This is a genomic window from Mesohalobacter halotolerans, assembly GCF_006120725.1.
GTDB lineage: Bacteria > Bacteroidota > Bacteroidia > Flavobacteriales > Flavobacteriaceae > Psychroflexus > Psychroflexus halotolerans.
Genome location: NZ_SWMU01000002.1, coordinates 1 through 13,246 on the forward strand (window position 1 = coordinate 1; position 13,246 = coordinate 13,246).

General features: G+C 34.1%; 10 protein-coding genes and 2 rRNA genes. 4 read left to right on the forward strand and 8 right to left on the reverse strand.

What is annotated here, in order from left to right:
• Window positions 1–128 (forward strand): 23S ribosomal RNA (locus FCN74_RS04490); the annotation flags it as partial.
• Between the two features lie 120 nt (window positions 129–248).
• Window positions 249–357: ribosomal RNA gene (rrf, locus tag FCN74_RS04495) — 5S ribosomal RNA — on the forward strand.
• A gap of 248 nt (window positions 358–605) precedes the next feature.
• On the opposite strand, the gene FCN74_RS04500 is transcribed toward rrf, so the two are convergent.
• Window positions 606–1,115, reverse strand: coding sequence for a DinB family protein (locus FCN74_RS04500; RefSeq protein ID WP_138931412.1), 510 nt, complete (start codon window positions 1,113–1,115; stop codon window positions 606–608).
• An 8-nt stretch (window positions 1,116–1,123) separates the two neighbouring features.
• The gene (locus FCN74_RS04505) at window positions 1,124–2,317 is read right to left on the reverse strand and encodes a proline dehydrogenase family protein (protein WP_138931413.1); all 1,194 of its coding nucleotides are present in this window, start codon (window positions 2,315–2,317) and stop codon (window positions 1,124–1,126) included.
• A gap of 89 nt (window positions 2,318–2,406) precedes the next feature.
• Here FCN74_RS04505 and aroB point away from each other — a divergent pair, with 89 nt between their 5' ends.
• Window positions 2,407–3,471 carry a 3-dehydroquinate synthase gene (aroB, locus tag FCN74_RS04510; protein WP_138931414.1) on the forward strand — a complete coding sequence of 355 codons (1,065 nt, stop codon included), beginning with the start codon at window positions 2,407–2,409 and terminating at the stop codon, window positions 3,469–3,471.
• A 3-nt stretch (window positions 3,472–3,474) separates the two neighbouring features.
• On the opposite strand, the gene miaE is transcribed toward aroB, so the two are convergent.
• From miaE to ccsA, 6 genes are all read right to left on the reverse strand, one after another.
• Window positions 3,475–4,056: a tRNA-(ms[2]io[6]A)-hydroxylase gene (gene miaE / locus FCN74_RS04515; protein WP_138931415.1), complete on the reverse strand. Its 582-nt coding sequence runs from the start codon at window positions 4,054–4,056 to the stop codon at window positions 3,475–3,477.
• A gap of 2 nt (window positions 4,057–4,058) precedes the next feature.
• Window positions 4,059–5,780: a DNA polymerase III subunit gamma/tau gene (gene dnaX / locus FCN74_RS04520; protein ID WP_138931416.1), complete on the reverse strand. Its 1,722-nt coding sequence runs from the start codon at window positions 5,778–5,780 to the stop codon at window positions 4,059–4,061.
• A gap of 106 nt (window positions 5,781–5,886) precedes the next feature.
• A complete protein-coding gene (locus FCN74_RS04525; RefSeq protein ID WP_138931417.1) occupies window positions 5,887–6,501 on the reverse strand; it encodes an FMN-binding negative transcriptional regulator in 615 nt (204 codons plus the stop codon).
• Between the two features lie 127 nt (window positions 6,502–6,628).
• Complete coding sequence (locus tag FCN74_RS04530) at window positions 6,629–7,105, reverse strand: DUF2231 domain-containing protein (protein WP_138931418.1); 477 nt, start codon at window positions 7,103–7,105, stop codon at window positions 6,629–6,631.
• 2 nt (window positions 7,106–7,107) lie between these two features.
• Window positions 7,108–7,419 (reverse strand): hypothetical protein, encoded by a 312-nt coding sequence (locus FCN74_RS04535; protein ID WP_138931419.1) that lies wholly within the window; start codon window positions 7,417–7,419, stop codon window positions 7,108–7,110.
• A 6-nt stretch (window positions 7,420–7,425) separates the two neighbouring features.
• On the reverse strand, window positions 7,426–10,665 hold the full coding sequence (gene ccsA, locus FCN74_RS04540; protein WP_246062558.1) for a cytochrome c biogenesis protein CcsA: 3,240 nt from the start codon (window positions 10,663–10,665) through the stop codon (window positions 7,426–7,428).
• A gap of 186 nt (window positions 10,666–10,851) precedes the next feature.
• On the opposite strand from ccsA, the gene FCN74_RS04545 reads away from it, so the two are divergent.
• Window positions 10,852–13,224 carry an FtsK/SpoIIIE family DNA translocase gene (locus FCN74_RS04545; protein WP_138931420.1) on the forward strand — a complete coding sequence of 791 codons (2,373 nt, stop codon included), beginning with the start codon at window positions 10,852–10,854 and terminating at the stop codon, window positions 13,222–13,224.
• The last annotated feature ends 22 nt before the right edge of the window (window positions 13,225–13,246 follow it).

Consider the following 13,246-nt stretch of genomic DNA (forward strand, 5'->3'; position numbering starts at 1 on the left):
GCGCGAAACCCACCACAAGATGAGATTTCTTTTAAGGATCCCTAAAGACGATAGGGTAGATAGGCTACAGGTGTAAAGGCAGTAATGTCATAGCCGAGTAGTACTAATCATCCGTTTAACTTTTTTTTACCCGTATGACTCTTTTTATTATTACAGTATGTTAACTTATTAAATTCCTGATCCCAAAGGATTAGGAAACCTATAGCCTTCAAAATCTATAGGGCATCCATCACCTGGATGTTAAGACTTAAGGTGATTATAGCAACGGGGCTCACCTCTTCCCATTCCGAACAGAGCAGTTAAGCCCGTTAGCGCCGATGGTACTACAATGCGTGGGAGAGTAGGTCGTCGCCTTCTTTATTATAAACCCTGACTATTTATAGTTGGGGTTTTTGTTTTTAGAATGTTTGGTAGGAGAGCCCCGAGGCACTCCGTTTTCGGGATTAACCAGCCTGTCCGGACTGCCAGGTTCCTGCTTCTGTTCATACTGCGTTACACTTCTATTCACAGGCAGTCATTGAATAGGTCGTCGCCTCCTTTAAGAATTAAGCCACTTTAAACGAAGTGGCTTTTTTTATAAATAATGTTTTGTGATAATAAAACTTCTACAAGTACAACTTTCTAATGACATTAAGATGATGAAGTTCATGACCACAAAATATAAATGGTATTAAACCAACTCTAAATTTATAATCACCAAAATCAACAGATTTTTTAAGTTCTGTTCTATCAAAAGTCTGAAATAGGCTTATGCTAGCTTTTCTGTTGCTTACGTAATCTTTTAAAAGTTTGGATTTATCTTGAGGCTTACAATTTTGAGCATAGGCTTCATGATCGTAAGATTCAATTTTAGCTCTGTTTTCTCTGACAATCTTTAGAGCTCTGTAACAAAAAATACGTTCAGTATCTATGATATGCTGTAATATTTGAGCTATGGTCCACTTATTCGGAGCATAAGCAAAACTCATTTTATCTTCACTCAATTGATTAAAGAAATTATAAACAATATTTAAATTTTCGTTGAGCCTACTAAACATCTCGTCTGTTGTCTCAATGTTGTTAAGGTACAAATCATAGTAAGGATCATAGCCTTCGTTAAAATCTTGAAGTTTCATAAATTATACTAGTTTACACGCTTAACATATTGACCAGCTCGACGTTTTTTTTCTTCTAACAGTAAAGAGAGTTCACGAGAAGACTGTCCTTGAACCGAGGAGTTTTCTTGCGCTCTTCTAAATAAGTAGGGCACAGCATCTCTTACAGGACCAAAGGGTAAAAGTTTAATCGCATTTGAGCATTCACTTCCTAGGTTGTAACTAATGTGGTCACTCATCCCGTAGAGTTGACCAAACCAAATGCGGTCATCATCCAACTTTAAGCCTTTTTGCTCCATAAGTTGTAGTGCCATATAACTCGATACTTCGTTATGGGTTCCTATAAATATTGAAATATCATCAATATTGTCAATACAATAACACATCACAGCATTAAAGTTGACATCACTTGCTTCTTTATCTTCACATATTGGAGTTGGGTAACCTTTTCTTTTTGCTCTAAAATTTTCTTTTTCCATATATGCACCTCTGACTACTTTGAAGCCTAGTTTGAAATTTTCTCTTTGAGCTCTAGCATGAATATCCTTAACATAGCGCAATCTATCCCATCTGTAGCATTGTATTGTATTGAAAATTATAGCTTTTTCTTTATTGAAGATTTTCATCATATCTTCTATCAAATCATCTGCAGCATCTTGCATCCATGATTCTTCTGCATCAAACATGAGTTTTGTATCGTAATCAACAGCTGTTTGACAAAGGTGTTTTAAACGTTTTTTGATACGCTTCCACTCGTGTTTTTCACTGTCATTTAGAGTAATATTTTGACTTACTTTTTCCCAAATTTTAAAACGACCAAGACCGGTAGGTTTTGCGACTGCAAACGGAATTTCCTTCTGCTGTGCAGTAAATTTAATGATATCAACCTTTGCTTGAGTCGCTTTATCAAATTCTGCTTCTTCACTTTTTCCTTCTACTGAGTAGTCTAAAACACTGTAAACCTTTTTTGAATACATTAGCTTGATGAGCGGTAAGCACTCTTTTTGTGTTTCTCCACCACAGAATTGTTCAAAAATGGTTTTTTTAATTAACCATTCTATAGGAAGATGAAGTTTTAGCGCTATTTTTGCTACGAAAATACTAATTGGAACGAGAAAAGGAATATTCATCAGCCTGAATATAAAAATAGACCGGTTAAGGTCTTTTTTGGATTTTAAAACAAACGCGCGTTTGGTATTATTAAAAATTTTGGTATCTAACATTGTGAGCTTTACTTTGCTCAAAGATAATTATTAGTTGTTGCATTTTATTAAATTTACAAGAGTAATATCCCTATCTTAACACAATATTTATGACATTTTATAAAGACATTTGCCCAGTAGTTTTAGATAAAAAAGCTTTTAGTGCTCTAAATGATTATCTTAATAAAATTAGACCGTCATCTATTTTTGTATTAGTAGACGAAAACACAAAGAAATATTGTCTTGAAATATTAAATCATCGTTTGTCTTGGGATTTGAAAATTATCTGTATTGAATCTGGAGAACAAAATAAAACTCTTGATACATGCATTTATATATGGGACACTCTATCTAAAAAAGGAGCCGATCGCAAGTCTGTAATGATAAATCTTGGTGGAGGTGTAATTACTGACATCGGAGGGTTTGTGTCTTCTTGTTTTAAAAGAGGAATTTCATTTATCCATATTCCAACGTCATTATTGGGCATGGTAGATGCTGCTATTGGTGGAAAAAATGGAGTCGATTTTAACAACCTAAAAAATCAGATTGGGGTTATTCGTAATCCTGAAATGGTAGTGGTAGAAAAAGATTTTTTAAAAACCTTACCCTATGAACATTTGGTGAGTGGCTTCGCTGAAATGTTAAAACACGGCTTAATCAATCCAGAAAACCAAAGCTACTTCAATGATTGTCTTTCTGTAGAGCGTTTGGTACATCATCAAATTCGTCATTTGATAAATGAATCTATTGCTATAAAGCAAAACATTGTCAGCAATGATATTGAAGAAAAAGGCATGCGAAAAGTCCTAAATTATGGGCACACTTTAGGACATGCCATAGAATCTTTCAGAATGTCGCTAGATGATTCTAATCATTTGTTTCACGGTGAAGCCATAGCTATTGGCTTGATATTAGAAACCTATATTTCAGCCAAAATGTTTGGTTTTCCTTTTGATAAATTAAATCATCTCAAGAAATTTATTCACCAATTTTATAAATTTCAAAAATTTAATAAAGAAGAAATCAGTCATATTATAAAGCTCATGAAATACGATAAAAAAAACGTGGGCAATCAAGTCAATTTTGTATTGCTGAAGTCCCTTGGTGAACCAGTTTTAGATTGTAAAGTTGAGCATCAGTTAATTTACAAAGCTTTTGAATATTATCAGAGTTAAAAATTAACCATGTATACTTTCATGCTGACTTAATCTTTTCATGATTTTAGCTTCAAACTCTAATAAGTCTTGCCACTTTTTGTTGACTTTTGATTCATTGCCGAACTGTCTGGCTAGTTTTAAAAACATGGTATAGTGATTGGCTTCAGAAATCATTAATTTTCGATAGAATTTTTTTAAACTTTTATCCTTTAGCTGATCTGACAAAAGCCTAAATCTCTCGCAACTTCTGGCTTCAATTAATGCTGCATACAGTAAACGATGAATAAGCTGATCGGTTCGGCTTCCTCCCTTAGGAAAAAATGTCATTAGCTCAACAACATATAAATCTTTTCTATCTCTACCCATCTTTATTCCACGTGATCGCATGAGGTCGTGTACCATTTTAAAATGACTCATTTCTTCTTGAGCTAAGTCTGTCATTTTGATGACCAGTTCTTCATATTCTGGAAAGCTTACGATTAAAGATATTGCAGTCGATGCAGCTTTTTGTTCACAATAAGCGTGATCGATTAATATTTCCTCGATATTTTTTTCAGCAATGTTGACCCATCTAGGGTCTGTTGGCAGTTTTAATCCTAGCATATTTAAAAATCTAAATCTAATTTTTGTTTGAGCAATTCTATTTTAGGGTTAATTTCTTTTAGCCTTTCATATTTTTCTTCTTTAGTGTGTACATACTTTTTTTTCTGGGTTGCATTGACATGTACTTTAAGGTCTATTTGTGTATTTTGTAGCGTGTTTTGAATGTATTTCAAAATTCGATCTTTATTTTGAATAATCTCAATTTTCATGGTTTCATTGGGCATCTGTATTTCAATACAATTTTCCTTTAATTTTGGTATATCAGAAAGTAAGGTTGAGGCTAAAAGTTTTTCTCCTTTTTTATCTACAATTTCAGCAAAATTTATCCATGCAGATTTTATGTCTTCTTGGGTGTAGTTTTCATCTAAAATCTTTTCTGAGATTTGATTTGGGCTCGTTTGTTTTTGATGTTCTTTTTTATATTGAATTGCTTTCAAAGAAAGCGCATTTTTCTTTGTCTTACTAGAACTTACGGTTTGACTTATTTTAGATGATTGTTTATTGTCATTAGCAGGCTCTGATTCAGAAACTTGAGTTGTGTTATCTTCCTTTTGCTTTTGATGAGTTTTGTTCGATTTTTGGAGATTGTCTTTTGGTTGAGGAGAATCAGACTCACGATGCGCTAGATTTTGTGGAGAACTTATCTTATTTGACTTTTTTTTTTGGCGATTTTTTTCTTCTAAAGAAGCTAATTTCATCAAGCATAATTCAACATGAAGACGTTTGTTTTGACTTAGTTTGTAATTAAAGTCACATGTATTAGCCAGGTCTATAAAGTTTAGCAATTGTTTCATGCTCAGACTATCAGCTTGTTTTTTATAAGCGTCTTTTGTGGACGAGCCGACGTCAAGGAGCTCTATAGTTGAAGTGTTTTTACAAACCAAAAGATCTCTAAAGTGCGAGGCCAGTCCAGAGATAAAATGCTGACCGTCGTAACCTTTTGATATTACATCGTTAAAATACATTAAAACACCAGGAATATCATTTTTCAAAACTAAATTAGTAGTATCTAAAAAGGTTTGAAAATCTAAAACATTAAGATTTTCTGCAACTGCAGGTCTTGTTAATTTTTTTCCGCAATAGCTGACTACTCTATCGTAAGTAGAAAGTGCGTCACGCATTGCACCATCAGACTTTTGAGCAATGATTTGCAAAGCTTCATCTTTTGCCTCAACACCTTCTTTTTTAGCGATAGTTTTTAAATGATCCTTAATATCTTGGACTGTAATCCGTTTAAAATCAAATACCTGACATCGCGATAAAATTGTTGGTATGATCTTATGTTTTTCGGTTGTGGCTAAAATAAATATCGCATGTTTAGGAGGTTCCTCAAGTGTTTTTAAAAAAGCATTGAAGGCTTGCTGAGAAAGCATATGCACTTCATCAATAATATAGACTTTAAATTTTCCGGATTGAGGCGGTATGCGTACTTGATCATTTAAATTTCTGATATCATCAACAGAATTATTAGATGCAGCATCCAGCTCGAATATATTAAATGCAAAATCTGAGTCTTGTTCAACCTCAGATTGATTAATGGTTTTAGCAAGTATACGAGCACAAGACGTTTTTCCTACTCCTCGTGGACCCGTAAATAATAGCCCTTGAGCTAAGTGATTATTTTCAATAGCATTTTTTAGTGTGCTGGTTACTGCCTTTTGACCGACAACCTCATCAAAGGTTTCGGGTCTATATTTTCTTGCCGATACAACAAAATGATTCATAACACAAATATAATTAAAGCCAGCTGTAAGTTATAAGAATACTTCATTAAAATCATTTTTATTAAAAATGATACTTAGTAATTTTTACTTATTGTATTGCACTAAATTACTTTCTAAGCGACGTCATATAATCTATGACAGTTTTAGATGGAAAGTCTTTGCGCTTTTTAAGATTGGCTATTATGGTATTGAAATCTTTAGCATTTTTATCTTGTGATAACTTGTAAGTCGATTCGATTTTATTGATTTCAATATAAAACCCTAATATCCCACGAATTTGACCTAATGTTTCCTTTGACATTTCTTGTACAGAAATTGGTTCTTCAGATGGCCTTTCGTATTTGTCAACCAGTTTTTCTAAGCATAACACTAAGGTATTATCATCAATTAGACGTATTTTTCCGTAGATGTGAACAGCAATATAATTCCATGTTGGTGCATCTTCTTTTTCATACCAAGAGGAAGAAACATAGGCATGTGGACCATTGAATATAGCTAAGACTTCACTATCATTTTTTAATGTATTACATTGTGGGTTTGCTTTTGAGATATGACCAAATAGGATGTCATTTCCAAATTCATCTTTATCAATTTCTAATGGTATGTGGGTTCCAACTATTTTATTTCCAGTTTGATTGAGTAATATTCCAAAACCGTGATCACTAATGAATTGTTTAATATCCTCAATATTGTCATGTTTATAAACTTTTGGAGTATACATAAGCTTTTAGTCTTTATAATAAGGTCTTTAGAACATTTGAAACTCTGACCAAATATAATTTTTTAAAATAAGATCTATGATTTAATATTACATAAAACCATTGCAATATATCAATGTTTTGGGGGTATTATAAATTCAAACAATCTTCGCTTGGTATATTTATGCCGGCAGCCTGCTCATAAACCAAAGATGCTCCAAGATGACCAACGTAAATCAAACCTGCAAGCCCAGCAAAATTTAAAATTAAAATTAAAACCATAAAGGCTTTTTTAATTTTTATTACAGATGTAAACAGTTTAATCGACCACAAAACAGTACATCCCAAAAAAGCATAAACCGTGTAGTAAGCATAGTTTTCATGGTCTTTTAAAATCGTAGGGTCGCAAAGTGTTCTTGATACTTTACCGTCTTCAATATCACCGGTATAAAGTGAAACTATTGCACAAATTACACCTAAAAACAGTATACTCAAATTAAATTGAGCTAATGTTTTCTTATATTTAAATACAAGATAAAAACTTAGCAATGTAGATAGACTTAAAAACGCAATCGGAAAATGAACCGTCAGCGGATGCCAAGTTTGAATGTCAAAAAAAATTTGCAAATTTATTGTATCTTAACACTGAGAGGGTCTAAACGCTTACCAACTTTTTCAACTTTGACTTCAACATTTTGGCCTTCTTTTAAAGTTGAAAAAGGTACATTTTGCCCGTCTTGTGTTAATTTAGTTTCATCTACAAAGTAAAGTTCAAGTGTTTTACCTTCTTCTGTTTTGACGTATATTTCAGATTTATCTGCTTCAACTTCTATGATTTTTCCTGTGTAAGTTCCAGATTCAACTACATCTGTAGATTGACCACATGACATGAATAAAATTAAACTTAAAACAGTAAAACTTTTAATAATGAATGATTTCATAATGATTTATTTTTTATAGTGTTTAAGGTATTGTCGTCTGGCAAAATAACCTAAAATCAATAAGGCTACAAGCGTTATAATGATAAATTGATAACTGATGATTTGGTCTCCGCTGGCATAAGAATGTAAACCTGTTAAATAAAAATTTACGCCAAAATAGGTCATTAAAATTGAACCAAAAGCAATGACAGAAGCCCAATTAAAAGCAAATCTGCCACGTAAACCAGGCACAAATCGCATGTGAATCACAAAGGCGTAAATAATAATACTAATCAAAGCCCAAGTTTCTTTTGGATCCCAACCCCAGTAGCGTCCCCAACTTTCGTTTGCCCATTGTCCACCAAGAAAGTTTCCAATCGTTAACATTACCAAACCTACTGTTAGGGAGATTTCGTTAATAACAGTGAGTTCTTTAATATTCAAGTCCAACTTTTTCTTATTCTTTTTTGTGGTAATAATCAATAGGATTAAGGCAACCAAACCAATAATCATACTCAGGGTAAATGGGCCATAACTCGCCACAATAACTGCCACGTGAATCATTAACCAATAAGAATCTAAAACTGGTTGGAGATTAGCAATAGAAGGATCTACCCAATTCATATGCGCAACCCACAAAATGATAGACGTAACAAAAGCGGTTGACGCCATAGTCAAATCGCTTTTACGTCCAAAAGCTAAACCAAAAAACATCGATGCCCAAGCCACGTAAATCATACTTTCGTAAGCATTACTCCAAGGCGCATGACCTGAAATATACCAACGTGCAACTAGGCCTAAAGTATGTGCTATCCAGAGCAATACTAAGGTTATTTTAAACACATTGAGTAACCCGAGATTAAGTTTATTTTGTTTAAAGATTCGATACAGGACCACAAAAATCATCAAGACTCCTGCTAGTAAGTAATATTTATAGAGCCGGTTAAAAATATCAACCTCATTGTATAGGACTTCAACATCGACCTTTTGGTCAGATAGCATCACCTTTGAGCCAAATCTTTTTTGAAAATTTTTCATTCCAACCAAGATTTCATCGGCTTTAGTATAATCATTGCTCTGTCTAGCTGTTTGAAGACGCTGCATGTAAATCGGTAAAATTTGTCTTGTGTAAACCGAATCCATCCCTGAGAAGTAATTTTCTTCAATAGCTTCATTTCGAGACACCCATTTATTGTTGGGATGCTCAGGGATTGGAAATATTTTCAAGAGTTTACCCTGTAAAGCGTCATAAAATAAGTTCACGCGTTGATCTGCTTTAACAAAATCTTTTTCAAACTGATTTCTGACTTTAGCACGGTAGGCTTCATCTAAAAAAGGACTTAATTTGTAACTCCCATCCGGATTAAAAAAATCAGTTAAAGTTGCATATTTTTTCCCTTCTTCGATGCCTAAAACATGGTGTAAACTATCATTTCTTGATTTTAAATAAATTAAAGGCGTGGTGTACCAAATTACCGGATTTTCTATCATAGATAGCATGACCTGGTCTGAGTTGAGCGATTTGTAGGTATCCTTGTGACTTAATTTTCTCAACAATTCAGAAGAAAAAGTATTCATTGGCTTCATTCGGCCACCTTCATCTTGTACCACGAGTTTTCCAAATTTAGCAGCGTGTTTAGCATCTACTGCATTAGCCAAAATGAGTGAATCAAATTTTTCAGCATTGAACGCCATTGGCGAGCTGTTTTGTGATTTATGAACTTCATGAGTATTTTGATTTGAATTGGATTCTGTGTTTTGTGCCAACCCTGATAGACTGAAGAGTATCAAAAATACACTGATAAGTTTAGCCTTTTTAGCTTTAATTTTCTCGAGTTGTTGTCTTAATTTTCCAAACCTTGAACCTTTATCTATCAAAATCAGCATCAAACCGAGATACAATAAAAAATAGCCGATATAGGTAATCCAAGTTCCCCAGAAATCATGATTAACAGATAAAACAGTCCCGAGTTCATCTGGGTCGAAAGAGGATTGAAAAAAACGATAACCCTTATGGTCTAAAACGTGATTCATATAAATCTCATAAGGATAAGATTGACTACCGTCTACAACTTGTACTTTACTTTTAAAGGATTTGTAACTGGGATTGGCTCTGTCTTCTGTGCCCGGGTGTTTTTCTGCAATAAAATCATTGAGCTTTATGGCAAAAGGCAATTCTAAGATTTTGCTGCCATAACGCACACTGATGTCAAAGTCACCAACCGATGTGGAAGTCATAGGCTCTAACATGCCTCGACCTCCTATCAAGTTTAAAGTATCGGCTTCACCTTGGGTAGACACTTTTAAAATTACACCATCGGGTTGATCTTTATTTTGAATGTCTGATTTTACGATGCCTTCCTCACCTTTTATAGGCATTTCAGGTATGACAAATTGCATTTGGCCAATGCTGTATAATGATCTAAATTTTAAGGCTTGTAAAGAATCTTTTTTAAAAACAGATAGATTTTGGTCAGCCATTCGCATCACTTGACCTTCAAATGGACTTTTTATATTAAATTCTCCGGAGGCATTTTCAGTAATGTTGATAGCGCCTTCAGTTTGCTTGTTGTAAGCAAAAAGTGTATTGTGAATATTAGCAACTTCGCCTTTTTTCAAATAGTGCTCATGCCGTTGTCCATCACCAGATTCAACGATTTTAAGATGCTTTGTGCCTTGTGGGTTCTCAACAATGCCCATTTTAGCATCTGGAATAAACTTTAAAACTTCAAATGTTACGGGTATACCGTTATAATTGGTTTCAATAATTTTATTGTTGTCTAAACCATCAGATAAAACTAATGGGAAATGCTGACTACGTCGGCGAGCTTGTCCGTTGATTTCGCCATCAATATAAGTCGTTAAATGGACATCTCTAGATAACATTGTATTTTCAACTTCACCTTCTCTTATAGGCATAATGCCCTCAAAACCAATATATCGAGTTACAAAAGCCCCAACGAGTATCAAAATGAATGAAAGGTGAAATAGTAAAGTTGTCCATTTTTCTCTACGCCATAACTTGAACCTGGCGATATTGCCTAAAAAATTGATGACAAAAAATGCCATTATCACTTCAAACCACCAAGCGTTATAAATCCATTCTCTAGCTGTGAGTGTTGTGTAAGAGTTTTCAACAAATGTCCCAATTGCCATGGCTAGAGCAAAAATAATGAATAACATAGCCATGAGTTTTGTAGAAAACAAAACAGATTTAATTAGACTTACAATTTGTAGGATTGGAGGCTGACTTTCTGTTTTTGACATGTTTAACCAATTCAGTCTGCAAAGATAGTCAATATGTCCTGATGTCTATAATAAAATAGCCTAAACAGGTTTCAAAGTTTGTTAAAATTACGAGATCATATTTTCGGAAAATAATTCATCAAAATACCAATTATATTTACAAAATCACTTTGTTTTGTAACTTTGCGATTAATTTAGAACCAAACTATGGCCAAATCTAAAACTACCAAATCAAAATCTAAATCAAAGTCTTCACTTTTTGGTTTAAACCAAAGACAAAAAATTGTTTTGGGGAGTTTCTTCTTTTTTGTGGGTTTGGCATTATTTATATCATTTCTGTCTTTTATTTGGACATGGCAAGCCGACCATAGTACAATTAATGAAGTTTTTAACCGGGATATTCCATCAAAAAACCTGTTGAGCAAATTTGGAGCCTATCTTGGTCATTTTTTTATTTATAAAGGAATCGGGATAGCAGCCTTCAATTTTTCAATTCTTGTAATGATGAGTGGCTTGTATTTGTTTTTAAATTTAAAGCAGATCTCACTTGCCAAACGTTGGTTTTGGGGATTGTATCTTATGTTGATTATTAGTATTGGTTTAGGTTTTTTTGCCAGTTCTCATCCGGTATTAGGTGGTATGATTGGTTATGAGCTTAACGACATCGCTGCAGATTTTATTGGTAAAACCGGGACGATTCTTGTCATTTGCTTTTTGTTTATCATATATCTTGTCGTAAGGCTTAAAATTACCCCAAAACATATCACAAATCTCTTTAGATCTAAGGCTGTTGCTGAAGACTTACAAGATTTAAAAACTGAACCAGAGCAGAAAGATGCTGAAGAGCTTAAAGTCGAGACCAATTTTACTGAAAAAGACAAAACACCTGCTGATCAAGCTAATGATGCCGAAATTGAAAACGCTTTTGTTTTAAATAATGAAGATAAAAGTTTTGATAAACAGGAAAATAATAACATCTCAAATTCTGAAAGTGACGAGGTAAAAATGGAAGTCGAAACGACCAATGAAGATGAGGAGGTTGATGAAAAGTCTCAAAAAATCGTTGAAAATTTTGGTGAATTTGACCCAACACTAGAGTTAAAAAATTTCAAATTTCCAAGTTTAGATTTATTAAAAGATTATACAAAAGGTACAGGGATAACAATCAATGAAAAAGAACTTGAGCAAAATAAAAATAAAATTGTCGAAACGCTCAATAATTACAAAATTGGAATTGCTCAGATTAAAGCCACAGTAGGGCCAACCGTGACTTTATATGAAATTATTCCCGATGCAGGAATACGCATTTCAAAAATTAAAAACCTTGAGGATGATATTGCACTATCACTTTCAGCTTTAGGCATTCGAATCATAGCGCCAATTCCAGGAAAAGGTACAATTGGTATAGAAGTACCAAGTCAAAAACCCTCTATTGTATCGATGAAATCTGTTGCATCCTCTAGTAAATTTCAAAATGCAGAGATGGCACTGCCAATAGCTTTTGGTAAGAACATCTCAAACGAAACTTTTGTTGTTGATTTGGCTAAAATGCCACATTTACTCATGGCAGGAGCTACAGGTCAAGGTAAATCTGTAGGTTTAAATGTAATCTTAACGTCATTGTTGTATCAAAAGCATCCCGCAGAAGTTAAGTTTGTACTTGTTGATCCCAAAAAAGTAGAGCTGACTTTATTTAATAAAATTGAGCGCCATTACTTAGCTAAACTTCCAGATACAGAAGAAGCTATTATTACAGACAATACAAAGGTTATCAATACTTTAAATTCGTTGTGTATTGAAATGGATGCGCGATATGAGCTTTTGAAAAAGGCAATGGTCAGAAACATAAGAGAGTACAATGTCAAATTTAAAGCCCGTAAACTCAATCCAGAAAATGGACACCGTTTTTTACCTTATATAGTTTTAGTCGTCGATGAATTTGCAGACCTGATTATGACCGCTGGTAAAGAAGTAGAAACCCCAATTGCAAGGTTGGCACAGCTAGCCAGAGCTATTGGAATTCACTTGATCATTGCAACACAACGTCCATCTGTTAATGTCATAACCGGGATGATAAAGGCCAATTTCCCCGCCCGAATAGCATTTAGAGTGACTTCAAAAATTGATTCTCGTACTATTTTGGATGCTGGAGGAGCCGACCAACTGATAGGGCGAGGTGATATGTTGTTTACACAGGGCAACGAAGTGATACGCTTACAATGTGCTTTTGTCGACACGCCTGAAGTTGAAAAAATAACAGACTTTATTGGCTCTCAAAAGGCCTATCCGGAAGCCTACCAATTGCCAGAATATGTCGGTGAAGAGTCCAAATCTCCACTTGATAATAGTATTGAAGATCGTGACAAATTATTTAATGATGCGGCAGAAGTCATCGTGACCGCTCAACAGGGATCAGCGTCTTTATTGCAACGTAAACTTAAACTCGGTTACAATCGAGCTGGACGAATTATAGACCAACTCGAAGCTGCTGGAATTGTTGGGCCTTTTGAAGGAAGCAAAGCGCGCCAAGTTTTAGTGCCTGACATGAATGCCCTCAACGAATTATTAAAAAATGAATAAAAAAAATGGTATCAAATTTGAT